Origin of the sequence: Sneathiella sp. (assembly GCF_036960985.1) — a bacterium.
Lineage (GTDB): Bacteria > Pseudomonadota > Alphaproteobacteria > Sneathiellales > Sneathiellaceae > Sneathiella.
Genome location: NZ_JBALWD010000024.1, coordinates 16,110 through 41,905, shown reverse-complemented (window position 1 = coordinate 41,905; position 25,796 = coordinate 16,110). Strand labels below are relative to the sequence as shown.

Genomic DNA, 25,796 nt, shown 5'->3' with positions numbered 1-25,796 from the left:
TTGATGTGTTGGAATTAGAATGATTTGGCGGCACTCTTCAAAGCTACAAGTGCTTCCGCAACTGGATTGCCGCCCAGCATTTCGGAGGTTGATTTTGCGTCCGCGGCCATGGACATGGCATAGAGGACATTGGTGCCTTGTGTCGTGACTGCCAGATCAATGCTATTTGCACCTTGTTGATTTGAGACAGCATTTTGCATGCCTGCGCCAACAACTTGCGCCAGGACTTGGTATGCATTTGCCATTGCGATTGACGGGGCGTCACCGATTAAACTTACATTTGTTTGTGTGATTGCATCGGTGATCATTGCATTCATTGGTGTGGGTTCTGCCATGGTTTCTTCTCCTAAAATATTGATTTATGTTAAGTATTAATTGGTATCTGACTTCTGCGGTGATTGCGCTTTTTTCAATTCAAGAATAATAGCCCTGAGCGCGGAGACTATTTCGGCATTTGCGTTTCCGGACATGATTTCCTGGGATGCTTTAGTTTCAGATGCTAAATCAATGCTGTACAGCATTGCGATGCCTTGGCTGACAATCGCATTATCTATGGTATTCATGCTGTGTTGATTTGCGACAGCGTTTTGCATGGAAACACCAACTGCCTGAGCCATCATTTGATAGGCAGTCGCCATGGATTGCGCCGGTGCACCACCCAAAACTGTAAGGTTTGATTGTGTTACGGCGTCGGTAATCATACTATTGACCGGCGTATCGTTTGACATCCTCAGGTCCCTTTTCTCAATTACTATTCCGGTTAAAAAGCTTTATCCTCTTCCAATGAGGACAAGACGACCGATTTTGAGAAATTGTGACGCGAAAGTAAGAAATTCTTATCAGGCATGCGAAAACTCTCAGCTGAAAGTCAGCTGAGGTAAGAAAGTTTAGGGATCGGCGTGCCGGCTTTTAGTGCGTTATAGGGAACGCTATTAACCACCCATTTGTTTCACAATTTTATCCATCGCCACGGCAGTTGCAGCAACAGCATCGGCTGTGATACCTGCAATTTCTTGGCTGGTTTGTGCAGCTAGGGCCGTTCCACCTGCACTAGTAACGGCGTTTAGGCTGGTAACCGCGGCTTCTGTTTGGGCATTTAGTGCTTGAGTTATCGTGGCAGTTTGAGCGTTGTAGGATTCATTGATCGTGGATCTTTGAGCGCTGATAGCGATGGCTTCTGCATTTTTAAGGGCCACTAGGGCGGCTGCTCCCGAACTACTGACGCTGTTCAATAAATTGGAATTGATTGTCGCGTTTTCCAACGATAATCCAGAAGAATGTGCTGCAAACTGATAAAGCAAACTCATAGCGAAAGATGCAGAATTTTGTATTTTTGCGTTTTGTGATGTGGTGTCCGGGGCTGTCTCTGAGGACTCTGTGGTAGAGGGCATTAATTATCCTATAATTTGACTGGGTGACATTCGATATGTGAAATCTATTTTTCGGTCTCATTGGTTTCGCTAGGAACTGACGGATTTGCACCAGAGTCATTGGTTGATGCCGTTACTGCAGGATCTACTTCCTTTTGTGTCGGTGACGTATTGGCTTGTTCTGATGTATTGCCAGCCAATGACAAAAGGCTCTTAAGATAGGCTGCTCTTTCTTCAAGAGTGAGTTTCTCGACCTGATCAGAAGAACTAGTACGTAAAATTCCACTTACACTCGCCGCCGCCGCCGCCATACTAATAATATTCAAATGTTGTTGATTGGATACGGCGTTCTGCGTGGCCATTCCTGTAGATTGGGCGAGGTTAAGATACATTGTCGACATAGATTTTGACGCAGAACTTCCTAGTACTAATTCGTTTACAGATAATATAGAATCAATAATTTGATCATCTTTTCCAGACATTATAAGTATTCCTATCTTAAGTTCAGTATTATTTAGTGATATATAGTTTTGAATAAATATAAAACAATAGATAGTATGGTAAGTACCTAAATATTAATTTTTATATTAATGGCAAAAAATCTTATGCTACATACACCCGTAATATAATAATTAAAAATTAAAATTACCCTTTAAAAGAGTATTTTTGAAGCCAAGTAATAATAGAGCGATGAACCATTTCCAGGTTCAGGCCGATCTATTGGATTCAAAATTTATAGGGGGGGAATGTGGAATTGACAGGCCAAACATTAAGGGTCGACGGGGCCAGTGTAGAAAACGATATTTCTGAAAAATTGGGTACACCAACGCAACTTGGCATTTGTACAGCGTCGCCTGCACCGTACATAACGGATACTGCTTCCGTAAAAAAAGATCGGGGATTTGCACAACAGCAGCATTCTAAAGCTCAAGATTTTTGGCCTGCGTGGAATGCCCATAGAGAATACCTCAAGCGGCTCAGCATGATTTGGATGAATGTGAGTGCTGCGGATGCCGAAGACGCATTTAGTGAAGCAACCATCCGGGCATACGAAAAATATGAATTCCATGCCGACCAAATTAGTAATGAACGCGCATGGTTTGCCAGACTATTACACAATATTTGTATCGATAAACACCGTTCGAACAAACGACTTAAAACATTATGTGAACGCGTCAGAGAAATAAACTCTGTGGACTTTTCTATTTTTGAAACAACAAATTTATCCCCGGAAGGATCGCTAATTAATGACCAATTAAGTGAAATACTTCTCTGCGCGATCCGTGAATTGCCGGATCGTCTGCAAAAGCCGGTAATATTGCGGCTAGTTCAGGGCGAGGAGTATACCGATATCGCGAAATTGCTATTGATTACGAATGATAACGCGCGGAAACGGGTGCAACAGGGGCGAAGTGCTTTGCGGAGAAAACTCCTACATGTATGGTCGGGATGATTTGACACGGGCTGGCCTGCGATGAAGAGCACAAGTGTCTTCCCATTTGACGGGCAGGATCAGAGACGATTTTCAATTTTTTGCAGGTGGCTACTATTAGTCTGGGGCGGATACCGTTAAACTCATAGTTTCGTTTCGCAATTAGGCTGTTCCTTAGGAAGTATATGTAAATGCATCCGGCAAAATCTGTAATATTTTTCACGACATCGTCAGGAGCGGGGTACGGGCTCCTCTTTGCACTTATATTTGGCAATATTTTTAGCATTTTGCCGACATATTCCTATTTTCTTCTATCTGGATATGCTTTTTCTTTTGTTTTGATTGGAAGTGGCCTGTTGTCGTCCACGTTTCACCTAGGACATCCAGAAAGAGCCTGGCGTGCGCTGAGCCAATGGCGGTCATCGTGGTTGAGCCGCGAAGGTGTGCTCGCACTAATAACCTTTATACCTGCGGGTATTTATGCTTCATATCTCATTTTCTTTTCAGAAGAATATTTCATTTCTGTAGAAATAATTGGAATTATTGCGATAATTTGTTGCGTTTCGACCGTATATTGCACCGCGATGATATATGCGAGTCTAAAGACAGTTCATGCTTGGTCGAATTGGCGAGTACCTTTGGGCTATCTTCTGTTGTCTTTGACAACTGGATGCGTATTTTTAAGCGCTCTGATGTTGATCTGGGGATACCAGGCTGACTTCATAAGCGCTTTGGCGATTGTCCTGCTGCTTATTTCTGGGATCTGGAAGAAATCGTACTGGCAGTTCTTGGATGGATCAAAAAGCGCTTCATCCCCAGAATCTGCTACTGGATTGGGGGAATTTGGCGCTGTCCGTCAATTTGAAGCCCCTCACACCGAAGATAATTACTTGGTCAAGGAAATGGGGTTTGTTGTGGCTCGGCGGCATTCCGTCCGACTTCGACAGTTGGTCTATTTCAGTGCTTTTTTTGCTCCGATCCTTCTGTTGGTACTTTCGCTACTGCTAGAGGGCATCGGTGCTGCATTTGCAGCCGGTTTTGCAGTAATTTCAATGGGAATTGGAATTCTCGTTGAACGATGGTTGTTTTTTGCTGAAGCAAAACATACCGTAAATCTTTACTACGGCGCCACTGAAGCATAAAAAAGGCCAGCGTTATGCTGACCCTTTTTTATCTTACTGTCGTACTTTACTAACTGGCGCGCTTAAATTTCTGCCGTTTAGCATTTGAATGTTTAGAGTTCGAATTTGCATTCTTGTTTTCGGAGTAACCAGACTTAAATCCCGGCTTGCCTTTATTTTTACTGACGGTTTTCTTTGGGTGTTTACGTAATGGTTTGACCTCTGCCGTAGTATTTTTTTCGCCCGGTTTGCGAGAAGGGCGTCCTGAACGTCCTGGACGATGCTTTTTCTTTTCCTGAACTGAAGCCGGTGCGGGGAAGGGGTGATCGTCATCTACACGTACCTTTTGCTTGATTATTTGTTCGATATTGCGAAGAAGATTGCGCTCACGTGGTTCGCAAATTGAAATAGCAATACCTGTTGCACCAGCGCGACCGGTTCGGCCGACACGATGAATATAATTTTCCGGCTCCATGGGCAAATCATAATTGATTACATGGGTGATCCCGTTGACATCGATGCCGCGCGCGGCCACATCCGTTGCCACTAATACGGAAAATTTTCCAGTTTTAAAAGAACGAAGTGTTCTTTCCCGCGCTCTTTGATGAAGGTCACCATGGATTGCCGCAGTTTTTATGTTCTCGACTTCTTTTTCAATTTCTTGCGCCAAAACATCGGCCGTCGCTTTTGTTCTAACAAAAACAAGCACACGTTCCTTATCGCCTTTTGCGAGAAGGTGCATTAATAGATCTTTTTTGTCTGGTTGCCGTACCATGTGAACAGAATGATCAATTGTCGATGCCACTGCTGTTTTTCGCTTGGCTTCTACAAATTTGGGATCATTTAAAAGTTTCTGGGACAGTCTTTTGATAGCCGGGCTCATTGTTGCGGAAAACATCACTGTTTGGTGGTCTTCCGGAAGCTTACCGACAATCAAATTTACATCATCGATAAAGCCCATATCAAGCATGCGATCTGCTTCGTCCAAAATTAATGTCTGTACCATGTCAAGCTGCACAGTGCCGCGTTTCATATGATCCATAAGCCGCCCGGGTGTTGCCACTAGAACATCTACGCCCCGCGATAACTGTTGTAATTGCGGGCCATAAGGTGCCCCGCCATAAACAACAGTATGAAACAACTTCATGCCGCGAGTAAAAACGCGAATGCATAAGCCAATTTGGCTGGCGAGTTCGCGAGTTGGTGCGAGAATAATTGCTGTTGGTTTGCCTGATTTAGGGCGAATGCGTTCATGTTGTAAACGCTGAAGTAAGGGAAGTACGAAGGCCGCGGTTTTACCACCACCTGTCTCGGCCACGCCCATTAGATCTCTGCCCTCGAGGAGTTCCGGTATCGCAGCAGATTGAATAGCAGTTGGTGCGTCGAAGCCTTGTTTTTCGATCGCATGTAGAAGCGGCCCAACTAAGTTGAGCTCTGTAAATTCGGTCATTATAATCCTGTTTCCTCAGGTAGCCACAATAGAGGGATTGCTCAATGGTGCAAAGCAATCTTAAAATCCAAGTAAGGTGAGGAACCGTTTCTCCTCGACCTGGCTCGGATTATCCATTGGAAAATCTGACCGTCACCAGTAATGAATACTGGGGAAATACCGTTCAAAACCTGACAATTGGTTGCAACGATGAAAAAAACTCGTTGGCACCAAATGCAGCGGGTTGGCGCTGATACCCGCCATATGATCTGTTCGCAACCGAATGTCAAGTGGTAAACCCGCAACTAGTGACGCATTTGTTGATTTCCTACTTTTCATGTTTCGACTATATGAGTATGTTGTGGCCAAGTAATTGCCGTTGGCGAATTAATTGTTATCCAGCGGTATATTGTAGTTTGTAATCAATAGTGTGTAAGTCGCCAATAAAAAATTGGAATGGCTTCGGGGGTGTAAATGGAAGATGTAGTAGACGAACTGGTACTGATCATAACCCAGTATGGATTGGATGTGATTGGTGCGATTATCATTTTACTTGTTGGCTATATTTTGTCGAAACGGGTGCCTATTACCTTAATCAAAATAATGAACAAGAAGGGAATTGATCCGACAGTTAGCAATTTCGTGGGAAGTCTAGCTCGATTTACGATCCTCGCGATGACGATAATATTCGTTTTATCACAGTTTGGGGTGCAAACTGCCAGTCTTGTAGCAATCTTCGGTGCGGCGGGTTTGGCAATTGGTTTGGCACTACAAGGCACGCTCAGTAATGTTGCTGGTGGCGTCATGTTATTGATTTTCCGGCCAATGAAAGTTGGAGATTTTGTCGAAACGGCGGGCTACGCCGGGACTATTAAAACCATTGGTTTGTTTACGACTGAAATGGCGACGCCGGATAATATTCAGATTATTATTCCAAATGGGTCAGTTTGGGGAAGTGCAGTCAGTAACTATAGTTTCCACCCGACGAGACGCATGGACCTGGTAATCGGCATTGCTTACGAGGATGATATTGATAAGGCACAAGCTGTCATCGAAAAAGTCATTCTTGCGGATGAAAAATCCCATAAAGATCCAGGCCCTGTCATTGAAGTTGTCGAACTCGCAGATAGTTCCGTTAATTTCACTGTTCGCGTTTGGTGCGATAATGGAGACTATTTCCCGCTTAAATTCGCGTTGACAAAAGCCATTAAACAGACCTTCGATAAGGAAGGCATCAGTATTCCTTTCCCGCAATCTGTTGTTCATCGCGTCACGAGCGACTAAGTATATCAAAAGCCGTTCCAAACGAAGTAGTTTGGAACGGCACAATGCTAGTTTTTATACTGATCAATTCCCCATTTTTTCCAGAAAAATGTTCGGACATTTACAAGAAATGCCGTGCTCCAACCGAAAAGAATGATGCCGCTTACAGCTTGTAATGAAGAGGTAATTTGCCAATCCGGACTGAGCGTTATGTCGCCGTACCCGAGCGTGGTGTACGTAACAGTTGAAAAATAAATTCCATTGGCGAAGCTGGAAACGTCCCCTGTTACCCAATAGAAGATTGCCCATACCCAAGCCTCAATTGTATGCGCACCAAATAATCCCAATACAACAATTATCATTATAATAATATGGCCATATGTTGGTAATCTGCGGTCCCATTTTGGTCCGACAAATTTTAACCGCCGCATCAGTAGCTCAAGGCAAACTGCATGAATAACAACACATGTGATAATTAAGCCAGTACCGACCGTCAGCTGCAGAAACATGAGACTCACTCCTCTGATATCCGCGTCTCTAGAATTTTTACGCGGTATCAGCTTTTATCATGTCCGCACCTTTTTCAGCTATCATTATTGTTGGGGCACTCGTGTTGCCGCCAATCAGTGTTGGCATGATAGAGGCATCCATAATACGTAGTCCAACGATACCGTGTACCTTGAGCTCTGGGCTTACTACAGACAGTGGATCAGTCCCCATTTTGCATGTGCCGACCGGATGATAGACAGTGTCGGCACGGCTGCGAATTGCATTCTGGATAGCTTCATCAGAAGTGATATCAACTCTATAGAGAGGCTTTCCTCGATAATTATCAAAAGCTGGAGCCTCAAGAATTTTGTGCATTAGTTTTACGCCTTTCACCAATGTATCCAAGTCTTCCTGTTCGGACAGAAAATTTGGATCGATCAGTGGATCCGCCAACGGATCTTTGCTTTGCAAGCCCACATGCCCTCTACTTTTGGGGCGAAGGACGCAGGCGTGGCAGCTATAGCCATGTCCGAAATGAGTCTTTCTTGCATGATCATCCAATGGGCCAACGACAAAATGAAGTTGAATGTCAGGCCGGGCTAGTTCTGGGTCGGTGCGCAAAAAGGCACCGCGCTCTGCCATAGGAGTGCTAATAATGCCCGTCCGGTTATGGCGCCATTGATATATAGCTTTTACTAAATCGATGCCGCCGCCAAGGGATATACCCATAGTGTCGCGGGAGGATGACCTATAAGCTGACACATAATCGATATGATCTTGAAGATTTTGACCAACACCAGCTAGCTCATGGACAATTTCGATGCCATGCTTAGCTAAATCTTCTGCCGGGCCAATACCGGAAAGCAGCAATAGCTGCGGGGTCGCAAACGCACCGCCACATAATATGATTTCACGTCGGGCAGTAATTGTGTGGGGTTTTTTGCCTTTGATATAGGCCAGACCCGTTGCCTTCTTATTTTCAAATAATAACTTCGTTGCATGCGCGTCGGTGATAATATGAAGATTGGGGCGGGAAAGATTTGGTGTTAAGTACCCTTTCGCTGCGCTCCATCGCTCCCCGTTCTTCTGGGTAACCTGATAGCTTCCGACACCTTCTTGATTGGGGCCATTGAAATCTTTGTTTGAGGGATATTGGACCTGCATGGCGGCATCGAGGAAAACATCGCTGATAGGCATTGCTGAACGAATATCGGCAACGTTCAACGGCCCTCCTGTTCCATGTAAATTATCAGATCCCCGTTCATTATTTTCCGCTTTTTTGAAATAGGGGAGGACATCCTCGAAAGACCAACCCTTATTGCCCATTGAAGCCCAATCATCATAATCGGATCGATGTCCGCGAACATAAAGCATGGCGTTTATGGAGCTAGAACCACCCAGCGTTTTTCCGCGCGGTTGGTATCCCATCCGATTATTTAAGTGCGGCTGAGGTGTCGTTTGAAATCCCCAGTTATAAAGCTTTCGCGGAAGTATGGCGGCGACCCCAATTGGTGCATGTATCAGGATACTTTTGTCCGGTTTACCGGCTTCTAACAAACAAACACTGATGTTTGGATCTTCTGTGAGTCGGCTAGCGATTACGGATCCGCCAGAGCCACTACCGATTACAATATAGTCGTACATTTGCCTTCACTCGCATGGCTATCTATGATTGTTTGGTGAGCGAAATTATGCACTAAATTCGATGATATGAGGAGCGGTTTTTTAAGATTTTTCAATCGGAGATAATTGCCTGAGCTCTTCAATGATACTACGGGCAAAATTATTTATCCTAAGCTCAGAATGACCCTGCGTCGCATCAAGGAGAGAATTTACATCCTTCTCCAATATCCCAATAGTATTGTCCGGAGTATATCCCTCATTTGCCCAGGATATCTTCTCTATGTTGTTTCCAAACCATGTACTTCCAGAACTGGATCTTGCAACATTAAGGAGAGTTTCAATGGAGAAATCGAGCTTTTTTGCAGCTTCCATCACTTCGCGGACCGCTACCACAGATGTTGCAGCCAACATATTGTTGAGTACTTTACAGGTCATGCCAGCACCAACTGGTCCCAGATGATTTATTTCATTTCCCATGGCTTTCAATACAGGCGTTAATTCAGATACGGTCTTTTCATCTCCTCCCACCATAAAAGTCAGCGATCCATCTACTGCGCTATAAGGGGCGCCGGACATAGGAGCATCAATCAGTTGAGTGGAGTTAGGAAGGCTATTCTTTAGCTCAAATATCATGTTAGGAGATAAAGTTGAGCTGATAATAAGAATATTTGGGGCTCCATCATCGGTAAATAGACCATTTTTGCCGAAGCAAAGATCTTGTGTCTGTTGCCAATTGCGAACTACTGAAATGACGATGGGGCAAAATGACGCAAGCTGTCCTGCGGATTTGCACATGCGATTTTCGAAACCGGGAAACTTACTGTCATGCCTGATATCGTAGCCTTTGACATCAAATCCATTCTGCAACAGATTTTTTGCCATAGGGAAACCCATCTCACCGCAACCGGCGACACCAATCTTTAACAGCTCAGGCATTTAGTATTTACTCCTGCAAGGAATTGTTTTTAGTGAGGTAGCGAGATGGCGTTGTTCCCAGTGCTGATTTAAACATGGCGATGAAAGCACTGACGCTTTCATATCCCAAATCGAGGGCGACATTGGTTACTGGTTGTCCTTCAGTCAAAAGACTAATGCCGGCCAACAATCGTCTTTGCTGACGCCATTTTCCAAATGTAAGACCGGTTTCTTTTTTAAACAGGCGCGCCAGTGTTCGTTCACTGGCTCCACTGCTCTTAGCCAATTTTTCCAATGACTCGACATTTGCTGGATTTGATAAAAGAATTTCTGCAATGCGGAGTAATCGACTGTCAGTTGGCATGGGAAGATGAAGCGGGGCATCTTCAGCTTCTTCAATTTGGTCGAGGATGACCTCCATTATTCTGCTATTTGCAGTATCAGATTCATAGTTTTTAGGGATATCGACGGCTCTGAATATAAGTGCTTTCAGTAATGGACTGACTTTTATAACCCTGCATTGGCTTGTTAGTCTATTCGAATGAGACGCTGCAATGTGGACGCTTCTAAATTCAAGCTGAGCATTTGTCTGGACACTGTGGGAAATATCGGGGGGAATCCAGACAGCCCGTTCCTGCGGAACCATCCAGCGACCATCTTCGGTGGTCACAGTCATTACACCCGTTGATGCGTAAGCTAGCTGGCCCCATTTATGTCGGTGTGGCGCAACATTATCTCCAGCTTCCATGTCGAAGGCGCGAAGTGTTATCGGGCGCTCCAAAAAATCGTCAGTCTTATATTCTGCTGGTGCTATTGTTTTTGCCATAAAACTCAGTAAAATTTCAAAGCCGGTCCGCTCAATATAGCCCACATTGTTCGACGGCGTCATCTATCGAATTTCGGATTCTCGCGAGTTTTCGATTGGTACCTTCATTTGTGATGAATTGGTCCTTTTTTATCGACCAATATTGGAGCACTATGAAGCTGTAGAATTTTGTTTTGAAGATTGACGAGGATCTTATTATGTCTCTTGAACTTCCAAGTGTGTGCCCGTTAGATTGCCCCGATACCTGTAGTTTCACAGTTACCGTAGACGATGGTAGAGTGGAAAAAGTACGTGGTTCGAATGCAAACCCGCTAACTGGTGGCGTCGTGTGCAACAAAGTTGCGCGATATTACCCAGAGTTCGTGCATGGTGAAAACCGCCTGACCACACCCTTGAAAAGGACTGGAAAAAAAGGGACCGGCGAATTTCAGGCAATCTCCTGGGATGAAGCGCTTGATACAGTCTATGAAAATTTTTCCAAAATTATTGAAGAGCATGGGCCTCAAGCGATTATGCCTTTCAATTATTCAGGCCCCCATGGATTGTTGGCCGGCGGCTCCATGGATCTTCGGTTTTTTTACCGGTTGGGCGCAACTTTATTGCATCGCCGGTCGTTATGCGGTGGCATTAAATCAGAAGCCTATAAAGGGACTTTCGGCGATACACCGTCCATGCAACCGGAGCAGGCTGCAAAAGCTAAATTGATTGTGGTTTGGGGCAACAACGTTACCTATTCCAATCTCCATTTAGCTCCAATCATAAAAATAGCGAAAGCAAATGGCGCGAAATTGGTCGTGATTGACCCAAAACGTATTAAAATCGCGGAACAAGCCGATATGTATCTTGCTGTGCGCCCTGGTATGGATCTCATTCTCGCGTGGGCTATTGCAGTGGAATTGGAGCGCATTGGCGGCTTTGATCAAAACTTTATTGACCAGCATGTTCAAGGCTCTGAAGAATTTATGCAAGAAGCACGTGCGTACAGTATAGAGGAATCTTCGGAGCTCTGCGGGATTTCCGTAGAAGATATCCGGGCATTTGCACAACTTTACAATGACAGTAATCCGGCCGCACTTTCCGTCGGAAACGGTCTTGAGCGGAACAAGAATGGTGGGAACGGTATTCGGGCCATTTTTGCGTTGCCTTCCCTATGTGGAAAATTCGGGATAGCTGGCGGTGGTTTAATTGGCGGTTCAGGAAGTTTGTTTCCAAAAACGCCTGCCAAATTGCAGAGACCAGATCTTGTGCCAGAAGGCACACGGACATTAAATATTTTGGATATTGGACAGCATTTGGTCGAAGAAGATCTGGATATTCCGTTGAAGGGTTTGTTCATATACAACCATAACCCTGTCATTGTATGCCCCGATCAAAATCTCCTCAAAAAGGGACTTGAAAGAGAGGACGTCTTTATCGTCGGCTGTGAAGTCGCTATGACGGACAGCATGAAATACGCAGATATTATCCTTCCCGCGTGCACCCATTTTGAACATGAAGATATATTTTGTGCTTATGGCCAGCCTTACGTGCAAAGGGCAGAGGCCGTAATTGATCCAGTTGGCGATTCTCTTCCCAATACGGAAATATTTCGGCGATTGGCTGCGAAATTTGGTTTTAACGAAGATATTTTTAAAGCCACGGATAAAGAGCTTATCGATGATGCCCTTGATGCATCGGATCCGCGCTTGATGGAGCACAAACCTAGCGAAATACCTCTGGGGACTGCTCTTTCGATGGAAATTACACTTGGTGAGACTATTATGTTTGACAATGTTATGCCGTCAACGCCGAGTGGTAAAATAGAAATAAAATCTACGTATCTGGCAGAAGCTTTTGGTCAAGGCATTCCCACTTATACAAAGCTGGAAGATAGTTTTCCGCTCTACTTGGTCACACCATCTTCAAGTAAGATGATTACCTCAACATTTGGGGGTGTGAAGGCGAATGATGATACGCCTTCGCTGGAAATGCATCCGGAAGATGCAAAATTCCGTGGATTGGAAGATGGCGCGCAAGTTCGGGTTTATAATGACCTCGGTACTGTGTTCTTGCCATTGAAAGTAACTGATAATGTTCGCGAAGGTGTGTTATATTCGCCAAAGGGTTCCTGGTTCAGGACAACTCCAAATGACCAAACCGTTTCTGCTTTGGCGCCAACTACCAAGGCGGATTTGTCACAGGGCGCTTGTTTTAATGACTGTAAAGTTGAAGTTGTCGTCGCCTAAATCGCAATAGGAAAGTATATGGCTGAAGAAAAATTGGTGCGCGCATCCGGCGGCTGTTTATGCGGAAAGATACGTTTTGAAATATATCAACCCTTGCGCCAGGTTTCGATTTGCCACTGTAAACAATGCCGGCAAAGCGCTGGATATCTAGCAGGCTTTACAGTTTGTGACCCGGAGAATCTTGTTTTTTTGGAGGACGAAGGATTGAAATGGTATGAATCCTCCGAATTTGCAAAGCGGGGATTCTGCGATTGCTGTGGATCCAGTGTTTTCTGGACGGAGAAAAAAGGTGGAAACATGGGCATTGCGGCAGGCTCTCTGGATGAACCCACGGGGTTAACCTCAGGTATTCATATTTTTACAGAATACGCGGGCGACTATTATGAAATTAAAGATGGCTTGCCACAGCGCAAAGCAGATCGCCACGCAGATGATGTGCTGACAAGTACTTAAATAAACGCTAGCCAATTCATAGGGGCATAGGATAGACATCTCTAACTCCAAAAAGAGGTAGAGATGCAACATCCAGAAGAATTTCTCAAATCTCTATTCAATGTAGCGGTCCTGGCTGCTGATCCATTGGATTGCCTGCCCGCACATCTGCCAACGCCACCGAAGGGTCGAACCATCGTGATTGGGGCAGGGAAGGCTGCCGCTTCAATGGCTAAGGCCGTTGAGGATAATTGGCGTGGACCGCTGATGGGGACAGTGGTTACAAGATATGCTCACGGATTGCCGTTAGAATACATAAAAGTCATCGAAGCAGGGCATCCAATGCCTGATGCCGAAGGTGCCAAGGCCGCGGATGAAATCTTGGGATTATTAACAGATCTCACAGAAGATGATCTTGTTCTGTGCCTTGTTTCTGGCGGCGGGTCCTCTTTATTGGCGAAACCGGGAGGCTCCATTTCTTTAGATGAAAAGAAACAGGTGACTAAAGAGTTGCTGGCCTGCGGTGCTAACATCACTGAAATGAATATACTGCGTAAGCACCTTTCATCTATTAAAGGAGGGCGCTTAGCTATTGCAGCAGCGCCTGCGCAGCTCGTTACATTTATGATATCGGATGTACCTGGAGATGATCCTGCGATTATCGCTTCCGGGCCTACGGTTCCAGATCTTTCCTCCTCTGCAGACGCTCTTGCCGTTTTGAGCAAATATCGGATTTCGGCGCCTCAATCAGTTTTGTCTTTTTTGGAATCAACAGGCTCATCCACGCCAGGCCTTGATCATCCGATTTTTTTGAATAACAAATCGATTATGATCACTACACCTCAGGTGTCGCTACAAGCTGCGGCAGAGGCCGCACGAGCGCAGGGAGTTACACCGATTATTCTGGGTGATAGTGTCGAAGGAGAAGCCCGGGATGTCGCGCAGGTGTTCGCGTCCATTGCGCGGCAAGTCAGTAGTCATGGTCAACCAGCAGCTAAGCCCTGTGTACTGCTTTCAGGGGGTGAAACGACGGTAACGGTGAGAGAGAGTGATGGTAAGCCCGGTCGGGGTGGGCGAAATTGCGAATTTCTTCTAAGCTTGCTTGTGTCACTCGAAGGAATGCAAAATGTGTTCGCCTTGGCGTGTGATACAGACGGCATTGACGGGACAGAGGATAATGCCGGTGCCGTCATTACACCAACCTCCGGATTAAGAGCTTCCTCACAATCTCTGGACGCCCGAGAGTATCTGGGGCGTCACGACTCCTATTCCTTTTTTGAGAGCCTTGGTGATTTGATAAAAACAGGCCCGACACGAACGAATGTAAATGACTTTCGGGCAATCCTTATTATTTGATCAAATTTGCTTTCCCATAAGCACAACAAGTAATGCTCTGGCGTCTTGATCTGATGGATTTCCAATCGAGTGCGGCTGATCTGCCGCATATCGTGCGGTTTCACCTTCAAGGACACGATCTTTTTCGGCGCCTGCAGTAATTTCAAGTTCGCCGCTAAGAACTGTGAGATGTTCCGTTGTTCTTGCGGTATGGGCCGCCGATGTCAATTGCCCTCCCGGTTTGAGGGTTAGCTCATACCACTCCATGTCATTGACCAAGCTCGCAGGGCCTAGAACTCTCAAGCTATATTGTTCTTTGGTATCGTTTAGAACCGGAACCGAGGAATTATTGATGACAGTAAGACTGTGCTGATCCTCAGACCCTTTTATGAGATCATCAATAGATTCACCAAGCGCTTCCGCCAATCGCCAGACGATAGCAAGTGTTGGATTTGTCTCATTTCGTTCTATCTGAGATAACATAGATTTTGAAACACCACAGACAGCCGCCAGCTGATCAAGGGTTAGCTGTTTTTCTTTCCGCAGGCGATTTATGTTTTGCCCGACAGCAGGAGGAGTATTTTTTTGCTCTGACATGGTTTTCCTATTGACAGGAATTAAATCCAATATAGTGTACAAATACAGTATAACGGATTTTTATCCAACGTCTAGAAAATAGGTGCGCCATGTTTACAATTGCTAAAACCGAAGCCACACGCGGCATCTGGTCAACGGACCGAGACTTCCCAGAAGGACCGGGGCGCGGCATGGTCATGGTAGACGTAATTGCGGCGGGAATATGCGGAACTGATTATCATATTTACAACTGGGATAGCTGGTCATCGAGCAGAATAATAACACCAATGACAATCGGTCACGAATTTGTTGGTATTATCAGCGCTCTTGGTGAAGGCGTAACCGGGTATAATGTTGGTGAGCGTGTTTCCGCAGAATGCCACATAGCCTGTGGGGAATGCCATTTCTGTCGGACCGGCAACGCACATATTTGCGAAAATACCTGCATTATCGGCGTTGATCGGCCGGGTGCTTTTGCCCAACAGGTAGAAATTCCTGCTTCAAATCTTTGGCGGGTCCCGGATGCTATTCCAGATCGTCATGCAGCGGTTTATGATCCAGTTGGGAACGCAATGCATATGGTCGTTACGGCTAAAGTTACTGCGCGGGACGTCTTGATTGTTGGTGGAGGCCCAATTGGATTATTCGCCGCAGCGATTGCCACGGCGCATGGGGCTCGTACTGTTATCGTACAGGAACCAAATCAATCGCGCGCGGCCATTGCCCAAAGCTTGGACATAGATTTGGTTGTTAATCCTCGTTCGGTAGATTGTGATGATCAAATTCTCGATGTAACCAACGGACACGGTCCAGATGTTGTCCTTGAAGTAAGCGGCAATGGTGCGGCCCTCAACGCGGCCCTAAATCTTGCGGCACCGGGTGCCATTGTAGCGCTTTTGGGCATACCTGGAGGCCCGGTTGAGCTCGATCTTGGTGCTAAAGTGGTGATGAAAGGCATCAGCCTTCTGGGGGTGACCGGGCGGCGTATGTATGAAACTTGGTATCAGGTTGAGGCCTTTATGCTTAAAAACCCAGATTTGTTGGATAAGGTGATTACGCATGTTATTCCGGCGACGGATTTTCAATACGGTTTCGATTTGATGGACGAGGGCGCTTGCGGGAAAGTCGTCTTGGATTTTCTGCAAGTTGAACAGAGGCTGTCGGCATGAGTTCAGCCTTGATTACTAGATTAGAAAAAGACCTAAATGCCGCAAACGAGGCAGGGAACTATAAAAGACTCAAATCAATTGTAAGCCCGATTGGCGCCCGAATAAAATTACATGGTAAGGGCGAAGTAACGCTTCTTTCGTCAAATGATTATCTGGGGTTCGCCAATCATCCCGAAATAATTGCGGCCGCGAAAAAAGCATTAGATGAATATGGAGCCAGCACTGCATCCGTTCGCTTTATTTGTGGCACTCAAGATGTGCATCAAAAGTTGGAGCAAGAACTTGCGACCTTTCATGGAACGGAATCTGCCCTGACCTATTCCTCCTGCTGGGCGGCGAATACGGGCTTGTTTTCCGCGATAACAGGGCCTGGTGACGTTATTCTGTCCGATGAATTAAACCATGCAAGCCTTATTGACGGCATTCGAATGACTGCAAAAGGAGTAATTCGCGGTGTTTACAAGCATAGCGATATGGGCGATTTGGAAGAAAAATTACGGACCCATCAAAATGCAGACTCCAGGATGATCGTAACAGACGGCGTGTTTTCGATGGAAGGAGACATTGCACGGCTTGATGAAATTGTCGCGCTGGCAAAAAAATACGATGCGATTGTTGTGCTCGATGATTCACATGGCCTTGGTGTTATGGGTCACACCGGATTGGGTACTGCTGAACATTTCGGTGTGATGGATCAAATTGATATATTTACCGGAACACTCGGAAAAGCGCTTGCCGCGGGTACTGGCGGCTTCGTCGCAGGGCCAAAGCCTGTGACTGAAACACTTATCCAGAAATCCCGGCCACATCTATTTTCGAATGCGTTACCTGCGAGTGTCGCGGCGGCTGGAAGAAAGTCTCTACAGTTACTAAAACAATCCCCAGAGCGTGTTACAAAGTTACAGACGAAAGCCGCTGCGTTTCGAGCACGTCTTAATGAACTTAACCTCAACCCACTTCCCGGTGACAGCGCAGTTGTACCGGTAATTGTCGGTGAAACAGCAACGGCGATCCATTTGGCATCTGAACTTCTGGATCGCGGCATTTTCGTCACCGGTTTTGGCTTTCCCGTGGTGCCAGAAGGAGAAGCTCGTTTAAGGTTCCAGGTTTCTGCCGCACACACGGATGGGCAATTGGAAGAAGCAGCGACGCTCCTAAAGGATCTCCTAAATTAACCAGACGCGTTTTTCAGATATTCAAAAACCTTGATGGCGACCTTGTTTTATTCGATGTCGCCCTTTAAACAGGTTCAGGATTACTGGCAGGCTATAGTCTCCCATATTCATTAATACCTATGATAGAGACAATGGCAAATATCGACGCGTTTGATTATGTAATTATTGGTGCAGGATCGGCCGGGGCTGTGCTGGCGAACAGGCTTTCCGAAGACGGCGATGTGACGGTCTTGCTTTTAGAGGCAGGTGGCCGGGCACCTTGGTGGGATTGGCGTGTTCATATGCCGTCGGCACTGAGTTATCCTATGCATACCGCGTCACTTGCCTGGCAATATTACACTGAGCCGCAAAAACACCTGAACAATCGGAAAATATACTGGCCACGCGGCAAAGCACTTGGCGGATCGTCCTCAATCAATGGCATGTGCTATGTAAGGGGGCATGCGCTAGACTACGACAGCTGGGCTAAAATGCCAGGTTTGGAGAACTGGTCCTATGCGAACTGTTTGCCCTATTTTAGAAAGGCCGAAACATATGATCGTGGTGCCGATGAATACCGGGGAGGGGATGGACCTCTAAACGTATCCGTCGGTCCATGTGATAATCCTTTATATCATGCTTGGATAGAAGCCGGGCAACAGGCTGGGTATCCGTTTTCTGAAGATATGAATGGCCATCAGCAAGAAGGCGTTGCCCGAATGGACATGACCGTTCATAAGGGTCGCCGATGGAGTACGTCGCTCGCTTATCTTGATCCAGCTAAACATCGATCCAATCTGACGATACGAACAGGCGCATCAACGCGTCAAATTCTGTTTGAAGGCGTGAGGGCAACAGGTGTTGAATATGTCGCTGGCCGTCAAAAACATTCAGTAACGGCAACCCGAGAGGTAATTTGTGCGGCCGGATCAATTAACTCTCCACAACTATTGATGATTTCTGGTATCGGACCAGAAGAACAACTCCGCAATTTCGGGATTACACCAAAAATAGATCTTCCGGGTGTAGGTCAGAATCTTCAGGATCATCTTGAACTTTATGTTCAGCAAGAATGCACACAGCCGATTACGCTTTTCAAAGTGATGTCACCATTGGCCAAAATGAAAGTTGGCATGGAATGGATGTTGTTCAAAAAAGGCCTTGGTGCGACAAATCATTTTGAATCTGGTGGCTTTATCCGGAGCAAAGCAGGAATTGAGCATCCTAATTTGCAGTATCATTTTCTACCGATGGCAGTTCGATACGACGGGGGGAATCCGACAGATAGGCATGGATATCAGGCACATGTTGGCCCCATGCGCTCCAAGAGTATTGGGTATATGGCTCTACGTAGTGGAAACATTGATGATGCGCCGTTGTTGGAGCCCAATTACAACTCTACTGAAGAAGACAGACGTGAGCTGCGTGATGGCGTTAAACTTACAAGAGAAATATTCGCACAGGCTGGGTTTGATCCATATCGCGGAAATGAGTTGGCGCCAGGCGCAGATGTTAAAACTGATGACGAAATTGATGCATTTGTCCGAGAAACAGTAGAGACGGCATATCATCCGAGCTGTACCTGTAAAATGGGAACGGACAAAATGTCAGTTGTCGATAATGCGGGTAAGGTCCATGGTGCGGAAAATCTTAGGGTAGTCGATAGTTCGATTATGCCGAGCATCGTCAGTGGCAATCTAAACGCACCAACGATAATGATGGCCGAAAAAATTGCGGACATGATAAAGGGCGCGGAGCCACTACCGGCAAGTAACGCGGCTGTCTATAAATCTCAAAACTGGCAAGACTCACAAAGATAGTTCTCTGTATAACAAATAATACTAAGGAATTGAAATGGCTACCAAAACGAACTTACCACTTTTTATAGGCGGCAAAGCTTGTAAGGCGATTTCTAGAAAAAATTTTGAAAATACAAACCCTGCAACTGGAGAAAAGATTTCGGATGTTGAACAAGCGGGACGACGTGATATCGAAAAAGCTGTCGTAGCGGCTCGGAAAGGATTTGTCATTTGGTCGGCTATGAGTGGAACGGAAAGAGGTCGTATCCTGATTAAGGCTTCGCAAATTCTTCGTGAGCGCCGTAAAGAATTGGCTGAGATAGAAGTACGGGATACAGGCAAGCCAATTTCGGAAGCAATGGTAGTTGATATTGATAGCGGTGCTGATGCGTTGGAATTTTTCGGCGGATTGGCTGCTGATATTAAAGGCGATCATCATGATTTAGGCGCAAGTGCCTTTGCCTACACACGGCGGGAACCATTGGGGATATGCGCAGGCATTGGTGCGTGGAACTACCCCATGCAGATTGCGTGTTGGAAAACCGCACCGGCCTTGGCCTGCGGCAATTCTATGATATTCAAACCGTCTGAAATGACACCGACAAATGCGTTTATGTTAGCTGGAGTGCTCAAGCAAGCTGGTTTGCCTGATGGTGTCTACAACGTTGTTCATGGGAAGGGTGAAACCGGGCATCTTCTCGCTAGCCATCCAGATATAGATAAAATATCGTTTACTGGATCCGTACCGACCGGGAAGCTAGTTTTAAAAGATGCGGCTGAAACAGTTAAATATGTCACCATGGAACTTGGCGGCAAGTCGCCGCTTATAATTTTCGATGATAGCCAGCTGGACAACGCCGTTTCCGCGGCGATGAATGCCAATTTTTATACGCAAGGTGAGGTGTGTTCGAACGGTACAAGAGTATATGTTCATGAAGACATTCATGACGATTTTATCGACGCCTTAAAAGAACGCACTGAGGCAATGACAATAGGTGATCCAATGCATGGCAAAACACAAGTGGGCTCGCTCATTAACAAGAACCATTTGGAAAAAGTCCTTGAATATGTCCGGTTAGGCATTGAAGAAGGCGCATATTTGGTCTCGGGCGGTGAGGAGGTCGCTGTAAAGAAACTTCCAGGTGGTAGCTTTATGTCTCCTGCAATTTTTACAGCTTGCCAAGATGACATGCGAATTTGCCGAGAAGAAATATTTGGGCCCGTTATGTCGGTTATGAGTTTTCGCGAGGAAGATGAAGTTATTAACCGCGCAAATGATACTGAGTTGGGACTGTCTGCCGGTGTCTTTACGCAAAATTTAGCGCGGGCGCATCGCGTCGTTGCCAAATTAAGAGCCGGAACATGCTGGATTAACAATTACAATCTGACGCCAATCGGAGTTCCTTTCGGCGGGTATAAACAATCTGGTATTGGTCGTGAAAATGCCGCCAGTGCTCTGGAGCATTTTACCCAAGTTAAAAGTGTCTATGTTGAACTTGGCGATGTGGAATGTGATTACTAATTTTTATTCAGGTAATAATCTTGATCGTGTCTGATGGTCTTAATTGACGCATTTATTAGAAAAGTTGACTTCCAGACAATATCTGCGTCAATAAGGGAAACTAAGAACTAAACCGAGACATTCTCCCCGATGGAAGCCTGGATACCCATTACGATTTTTGCTGCGTTCTTTCAAAATGTTAGAACAGCAATGCAAAAGTACCTTAAGGATCGCTTGAGTACAGGCGGCGCAACCTATGTCCGGTTCATATTCGGAGCCCCTTTTGCACTCCTTTACATTCTCGGTCTCGATTACTTCACGGATTTATCTATTCCGTCTTTAAATACTGAGTTCGGTATGTTCGCAGCTGTTGGCGGATTGGCTCAAATTCTCGCGACAGCCCTCCTTGTTTCTTTGTTTAGTTTAAAGAATTTCGCTGTTGGAACGACATATTCAAAAACCGAAACCGTACAGGCGGCTATTTTCGGTACAGTAATCCTGGGAGAAAGCTTGGGTTATGGAGCAAGCTTGGCAATTCTAATTAGTTTTGTAGGCATTTTGCTCATTTCAATGTCGACCAGTTCATTTGGGTTTCGCGAGTTTTTAACAGGATGGACCAGTAAAGCCGCCGGTTACGGTTTGTTATCTGGCGCTTTTTTTGGTATTTCTGCGGTTTCATATCGCGCTGCTGCGCTTTCACTCGGCGGGGAGGGGGCAATAATACAGGCCGCTTTTACGCTTGTTTGCGTTCTTTTCTTTCAAACCATTGTTATGACTATTTACTTACCAATCCGAGAGCCCGGGCAGATCATGCAGGTGATAAAAGCGTGGCGCGTCGCCATTTTTGTTGGCTTGACGGGAATGCTCGGATCTGTTGGTTGGTTTACTGCGATGACTTTACAAAATGCCGCGTATGTACGCGCGTTGGGTCAAATAGAGTTGGTCTTCACCTTTTTGGTTTCATATTTTTATTTTAAAGAAAAGACAAATAAGATTGAAGCGATTGGTATTTCCCTGATCGTTTTGGGAATACTTGTTTTGCTGCTTGATTAAAACCACTGTGCGTAATCATTGACCATCTAACTTAAAAATCCGGGCTATCTCTTTGCAAAAAGCTGGTATATGGTTTTGAATATAAGTGGATGCCAAACAATAATGGGGGAAAGTAATTCGTGACAAAAATCTACTCTGCGATGGAGATGATTGAAAAACTCGTGTCCTTCGATACGGTTTCAAGAAACTCCAACTTAGAATTGATCGATTTTGTCGCAGACTATCTCGCAGGGCATAATGTTGAGTCAAAAAAGGTGTTTGATGAGACGGGGCAAAAGGCAAATTTGTATGCAACTGTAGGCCCGAATATTGAGGGTGGCGTCGTGCTGTCCGGGCATACGGATGTGGTACCAGTTGATGGTCAACCTTGGGATACCGATCCATTTACTATTGTTGAAAAAGACGGAAAGCTTTACGGACGCGGGACGTCGGATATGAAAAGCTTTTCCGCAATAGCATTATCGCTTGTGCCTAAAATGCTTGAAAAGCCATTGTTGGCTCCTATTCATTTTGCTTTATCATTCGATGAGGAAGTAGGCTGCATAGGCGCGCCGCTGATGATCGAACGCATTGCCGAAAATATACCAAAACCAAGAGCTGTTATCGTTGGCGAACCGACAATGATGAATATTGTCTCTGCACATAAGGGTATCATTACGCTTAAAACGACGATCACGGGACGTGAAGCGCATAGTAGTCTTGTCGAGGATGGTGTTAGCGCGGTGATGACAGGTGCGAGGCTAGTTAGCTTTATTGCGGATATGATGGCAGAGAATAAGCAACGTGCAGTTCCAAGTAGTCCGTTTTCGCCAGCCTATACGACGATCCACTGCGGCGTAATTAATGGTGGCACAGCGGCGAATATTATTTCACGACAATGCACATTTCTCTGGGATATTCGGCACATTCCAGAAGACAATCCTATGAGTTTTGTGGATAGATTTAATCACTATTGCGAAACTGAGTTGTTGCCGGAGATGAGAAAAATTGCACCTGAAGCAAGTATCGTGACTGAGCTAACATCAACTGTTCCAGCTTTACGGCCCGAAGATAATGGCGAGGCCGAAATGCTATGTAAATCCATTACCGGGCAGAATGATGTGAGTGCAGTATCATATGCAGCAGAAGCGGGTCAGTTTCAGGAAGCCGGTTTTTCGACTGTAATTTGCGGACCAGGTTCCATAGGCGTCGCTCACCAGCCGAACGAGTATATTGAAATTAGCCAAGTGAAGGCCTCCGAACGGTTTATTACCAAGTTAATAGATCAATTAGGCAAGTAATGATTTTGCTTGGAAGCCCATAGACATAGAAAAAACTATTGGTTAGTCTCAATTCTAACGGCTGCACGTTATTTTTAATGATGCGGCTAAAAGAAAGCCCGTAATTGGGTGCCACACTAACAAGTACTATTTAACTGACAGGGAGTTAACATGAAATTACGAACAGGACTATTGGCCGCGGTGGCCGCTGCTGCAATTGCAGTTGCAGCACCGGTTCAGGCTAAAGAGTTTAAATTTGCGTTTCAGGGGGACTTAAGTTCTTTGGATCCGCATTCACTTAATGAATCTTTCCTACTCGGCACGCTCGGCAATATATATGAAGGCTTGGTTCTTTATGATGCCGATATGTTGGTTATTCCGGGATTGGCTGAATCCTGGAAAACAGTAAATCCGACCACATGGGAATTTAAACTCCGCAAAGGTGTTAAGTTTCATGGCGGACAGGATTTCACTGCTGATGATGTGATTTTCACTTGGCAACGGGCTGGAAGTAAAGGGTCCGACCAGAAAACGCGCGCCGGTAAAATTAAGAACATCACTAAAGTAGATGACTATACAATTCTCGTTGAAACACCAGCACCGAACCCAATTCTGACACGAGATCTAAACTTCCTCTATATCATGGATAAAGAATGGTCAGAGGCAAATGGTACGACAAATGCCACGTCAGCCACGGGTGACGACAAGGGTAACTTCGCAAATTTGAATGCGAATGGAACCGGGCCATTCATGGTGAAAAGCAATCAGGCTGACGTTAAGACGGTTATGATTCGTAATGAGAACTACTGGAAGGAAATTCCTTCAAATGTAACTCAAATCGATTTCACGCCTATTAAAGAAGCCGCAACACGTGTGGCGGCTTTGGTCTCAGGTGAATTGGATTTGGTTTATCCAGTTCCAGTTCAGGATTGGCAGCGTCTGGAAGAATCCGAAGGTGTGAAACCGTTGGCGGGTCCAGAAGCCCGGACGATTTTCTTTGGTATGGATCAGTCACGCGATGAGCTTCTATATTCCAACATCAAAGGCAAAAATCCATTTAAGGATATCAAGGTTCGCCAAGCGATGGCCCATGCGTTAAACCTTGATGCAATCAAGCAAAAAGTGATGCGGAATGCAGCGACGCCAGCCGGTTTGATGGTGGCACCGCAGATCAATGGATTTAATGAAGCGTTAAACCTTCCTTACGCTTATGATCCGGAAAAAGCGAAGGCATTGCTGGCCGAAGCTGGTTATCCTGATGGATTTGAAGTGACGATTGACTGCCCAAATAATCGGTATGTCAATGACGAGAAAATCTGTCAGGCAGCCGCATCAATGTGGGCAAAAGTTGGTGTTAAAGTTAATGTTCTAGCGCAACCAAAATCCAAGTATTTTGGTAAAGTTCTGGAAACTGGCGGATATGATACAAGTTTTTATCTGTTGGGTTGGACACCAGGCACAATGGACAGCGAAAACGTATTGTCTTCCCTGATCGCATGTCAGAATAAAGAAACCAAACGTGGTCTCTTTAACTTAGGTAACTATTGTAATCCTAGAGTTGATGAACTTGCCGCTGCTGTTGGCAGCGAAACCGATCAAGATAAACGGAATGCGATGATTTCTGAGGCTTTCGATATCCTCAAAAATGAATATGGTTATTTGCCAATTCACCAGCAGCCCTTGTCTTGGGGTGTTAGCGATCGCGTCACTGTAAACCAACGTGCGGACAACGTACTGGATTACCGGTACGTCGTCGTAAAATAGCTTAGCTATATTCAAGGCCTGCTTTTCAAAGAGCAGGCCTTGTTTCTTTTCTACGCCTGTATTTGGTTTTAAAGAATGATTTCATTTATTTTTAAGCGATTGCTGCAGTCAATAGTTGTCATGTTGGTCGTCGCATTGATAGCGTTTTCAATGTTCCGTTATGTCGGAGATCCTGTAAATAACATGGTGGGGCAGGACACCACTGACGTAGAGCGCGCTGAACTGACAGAACAATTGGGATTAAATGATCCATTTATTGTTCAGTATGGCCGTTTTGTTTTAAACGCAATTCAGGGCGATTTTGGGACTTCCTACAAATATCGACGGCCCGTCAGCGGGCTTATTTTGGAAAGACTGTCTGCGACATTGGAATTATCCTTTGTATCCGCAATACTTGCTCTTGGTATCGGTATTCCGTGCGGTGTCTATACGGCTTTGCGACGTAATGGGTTGCTTTCTAAATCGATTATGGCCCTTTCATTAGTAGGTGTGTCGCTACCGACCTTTCTGATTGGTATCCTTCTTATATTGTTATTTGGTGTGGTGCTTCGGTGGCTGCCGACTTTCGGACGGGGGGATGTTGTTGATATCTTTGGTTGGTGGACAACAGGGTTCCTGACAATTTCGGGCCTAAAATCACTTATTTTGCCGTCCATAACTCTGGCCCTCTTTCAGATGACTTTAATAATGCGACTTGTGAGGGCAGAGATGCTTGAAGTACTGCGTACAGATTTCGTAAAATTTGCAAGAGCGCGTGGACTGCCCGATCACGCTGTTCATTTTAAACATGCGCTAAAAAACACCTTGGTGCCGGTTATTACGATTACAGGGTTGCAACTGGGATCGCTAATTGCTTTCGCCATTATTACGGAAAGTGTCTTCCAGTGGCCTGGCATGGGCCTGCTCTTTGTTCAGGCTATTGCTGACGTGGACATTCCGATAATGGCTGCGTATCTCGTCCTGATCGCTTTCTTTTTCGTAGTGATTAATATGGTGGTTGATATCCTTTATTTTGCTGTCGATCCGCGCTTGCGTGCGGATAGTGACACCTAGGAGAGCTG

At 45.5% G+C, this 25,796-nt stretch carries 24 protein-coding genes; 14 read left to right on the top strand and 10 right to left on the bottom strand.

Annotated elements, in window-relative coordinates:
• Positions 1–14: 14 nt before the first annotated feature.
• The 4 genes from V7723_RS13715 to V7723_RS13700 form a co-directional block, all read right to left on the bottom strand.
• On the bottom strand, positions 15–335 hold the full coding sequence (locus tag V7723_RS13715; RefSeq protein WP_335685054.1) for a RebB family R body protein: 321 nt from the start codon (positions 333–335) through the stop codon (positions 15–17).
• 36 nt (positions 336–371) lie between these two features.
• On the bottom strand, positions 372–728 hold the full coding sequence (locus V7723_RS13710) for a RebB family R body protein (RefSeq protein WP_335685053.1): 357 nt from the start codon (positions 726–728) through the stop codon (positions 372–374).
• Positions 729–932: 204 nt separating this feature from the next.
• The gene (locus V7723_RS13705; RefSeq protein WP_335685052.1) at positions 933–1,391 is read right to left on the bottom strand and encodes a hypothetical protein; all 459 of its coding nucleotides are present in this window, start codon (positions 1,389–1,391) and stop codon (positions 933–935) included.
• Between the two features lie 44 nt (positions 1,392–1,435).
• Positions 1,436–1,852, bottom strand: a complete 417-nt coding sequence (locus V7723_RS13700; RefSeq protein WP_335685051.1) for a RebB family R body protein — start codon at positions 1,850–1,852, stop codon at positions 1,436–1,438.
• A 266-nt stretch (positions 1,853–2,118) separates the two neighbouring features.
• On the opposite strand from V7723_RS13700, the gene V7723_RS13695 reads away from it, so the two are divergent.
• Positions 2,119–2,823 carry an RNA polymerase sigma factor gene (locus tag V7723_RS13695; protein ID WP_335685050.1) on the top strand — a complete coding sequence of 235 codons (705 nt, stop codon included), beginning with the start codon at positions 2,119–2,121 and terminating at the stop codon, positions 2,821–2,823.
• A 170-nt stretch (positions 2,824–2,993) separates the two neighbouring features.
• Complete coding sequence (locus V7723_RS13690) at positions 2,994–3,944, top strand: dimethyl sulfoxide reductase anchor subunit family protein (RefSeq protein WP_335685049.1); 951 nt, start codon at positions 2,994–2,996, stop codon at positions 3,942–3,944.
• A 49-nt stretch (positions 3,945–3,993) separates the two neighbouring features.
• Here V7723_RS13690 and V7723_RS13685 read toward each other — a convergent pair whose 3' ends face one another.
• Positions 3,994–5,373 carry a DEAD/DEAH box helicase gene (locus V7723_RS13685; protein ID WP_335685048.1) on the bottom strand — a complete coding sequence of 460 codons (1,380 nt, stop codon included), beginning with the start codon at positions 5,371–5,373 and terminating at the stop codon, positions 3,994–3,996.
• 453 nt (positions 5,374–5,826) lie between these two features.
• Between V7723_RS13685 and V7723_RS13680 the strand changes: the two genes are divergently transcribed.
• A complete protein-coding gene (locus tag V7723_RS13680) occupies positions 5,827–6,636 on the top strand; it encodes a mechanosensitive ion channel family protein (protein WP_335685047.1) in 810 nt (269 codons plus the stop codon).
• A 47-nt stretch (positions 6,637–6,683) separates the two neighbouring features.
• On the opposite strand, the gene V7723_RS13675 is transcribed toward V7723_RS13680, so the two are convergent.
• The 4 genes from V7723_RS13675 to V7723_RS13660 all read right to left on the bottom strand — a co-directional run bounded on the left by V7723_RS13675 (position 6,684) and on the right by V7723_RS13660 (position 10,531).
• Positions 6,684–7,124: a potassium channel family protein gene (locus V7723_RS13675; RefSeq protein WP_335685046.1), complete on the bottom strand. Its 441-nt coding sequence runs from the start codon at positions 7,122–7,124 to the stop codon at positions 6,684–6,686.
• A gap of 37 nt (positions 7,125–7,161) precedes the next feature.
• Positions 7,162–8,748 (bottom strand): GMC family oxidoreductase, encoded by a 1,587-nt coding sequence (locus V7723_RS13670; RefSeq protein ID WP_335685045.1) that lies wholly within the window; start codon positions 8,746–8,748, stop codon positions 7,162–7,164.
• Between the two features lie 81 nt (positions 8,749–8,829).
• Positions 8,830–9,663, bottom strand: a complete 834-nt coding sequence (locus tag V7723_RS13665; RefSeq protein ID WP_335685044.1) for an NAD(P)-dependent oxidoreductase — start codon at positions 9,661–9,663, stop codon at positions 8,830–8,832.
• Between the two features lie 7 nt (positions 9,664–9,670).
• Positions 9,671–10,531 (bottom strand): AraC family transcriptional regulator, encoded by an 861-nt coding sequence (locus tag V7723_RS13660; RefSeq protein ID WP_335685043.1) that lies wholly within the window; start codon positions 10,529–10,531, stop codon positions 9,671–9,673.
• Positions 10,532–10,665: 134 nt separating this feature from the next.
• On the opposite strand from V7723_RS13660, the gene V7723_RS13655 reads away from it, so the two are divergent.
• The 3 genes from V7723_RS13655 to V7723_RS13645 all read left to right on the top strand — a co-directional run bounded on the left by V7723_RS13655 (position 10,666) and on the right by V7723_RS13645 (position 14,481).
• A complete protein-coding gene (locus V7723_RS13655; protein WP_335685042.1) occupies positions 10,666–12,693 on the top strand; it encodes a molybdopterin-containing oxidoreductase family protein in 2,028 nt (675 codons plus the stop codon).
• Positions 12,694–12,711: 18 nt separating this feature from the next.
• Complete coding sequence (locus tag V7723_RS13650) at positions 12,712–13,146, top strand: GFA family protein (protein WP_335685041.1); 435 nt, start codon at positions 12,712–12,714, stop codon at positions 13,144–13,146.
• A gap of 63 nt (positions 13,147–13,209) precedes the next feature.
• Positions 13,210–14,481, top strand: coding sequence for a glycerate kinase type-2 family protein (locus V7723_RS13645; protein WP_335685040.1), 1,272 nt, complete (start codon positions 13,210–13,212; stop codon positions 14,479–14,481).
• On the opposite strand, the gene V7723_RS13640 is transcribed toward V7723_RS13645, so the two are convergent.
• On the bottom strand, positions 14,482–15,057 hold the full coding sequence (locus V7723_RS13640; protein WP_335685039.1) for a helix-turn-helix domain-containing protein: 576 nt from the start codon (positions 15,055–15,057) through the stop codon (positions 14,482–14,484). It lies immediately after the preceding gene.
• An 89-nt stretch (positions 15,058–15,146) separates the two neighbouring features.
• On the opposite strand from V7723_RS13640, the gene tdh reads away from it, so the two are divergent.
• From tdh to V7723_RS13600, 8 genes are all read left to right on the top strand, one after another.
• The gene (gene tdh, locus V7723_RS13635) at positions 15,147–16,205 is read left to right on the top strand and encodes an L-threonine 3-dehydrogenase (protein WP_335685038.1); all 1,059 of its coding nucleotides are present in this window, start codon (positions 15,147–15,149) and stop codon (positions 16,203–16,205) included.
• The gene (locus V7723_RS13630; RefSeq protein ID WP_335685037.1) at positions 16,202–17,380 is read left to right on the top strand and encodes a glycine C-acetyltransferase; all 1,179 of its coding nucleotides are present in this window, start codon (positions 16,202–16,204) and stop codon (positions 17,378–17,380) included. Before tdh ends, V7723_RS13630 begins: the two co-directional genes overlap by 4 nt.
• A gap of 131 nt (positions 17,381–17,511) precedes the next feature.
• The gene (gene betA, locus V7723_RS13625) at positions 17,512–19,179 is read left to right on the top strand and encodes a choline dehydrogenase (RefSeq protein ID WP_335685036.1); all 1,668 of its coding nucleotides are present in this window, start codon (positions 17,512–17,514) and stop codon (positions 19,177–19,179) included.
• Between the two features lie 34 nt (positions 19,180–19,213).
• On the top strand, positions 19,214–20,680 hold the full coding sequence (betB, locus tag V7723_RS13620) for a betaine-aldehyde dehydrogenase (protein ID WP_335685035.1): 1,467 nt from the start codon (positions 19,214–19,216) through the stop codon (positions 20,678–20,680).
• 129 nt (positions 20,681–20,809) lie between these two features.
• Positions 20,810–21,712, top strand: a complete 903-nt coding sequence (locus V7723_RS13615; RefSeq protein WP_335685034.1) for an EamA family transporter — start codon at positions 20,810–20,812, stop codon at positions 21,710–21,712.
• A gap of 119 nt (positions 21,713–21,831) precedes the next feature.
• Complete coding sequence (argE, locus tag V7723_RS13610; protein ID WP_335685033.1) at positions 21,832–22,992, top strand: acetylornithine deacetylase; 1,161 nt, start codon at positions 21,832–21,834, stop codon at positions 22,990–22,992.
• 150 nt (positions 22,993–23,142) lie between these two features.
• On the top strand, positions 23,143–24,735 hold the full coding sequence (locus V7723_RS13605; protein ID WP_335685032.1) for an ABC transporter substrate-binding protein: 1,593 nt from the start codon (positions 23,143–23,145) through the stop codon (positions 24,733–24,735).
• Between the two features lie 75 nt (positions 24,736–24,810).
• Entirely contained in the window at positions 24,811–25,788 is a 978-nt protein-coding gene (locus tag V7723_RS13600) for an ABC transporter permease (protein WP_335685031.1), read from the top strand.
• Positions 25,789–25,796 lie beyond the last annotated feature (8 nt).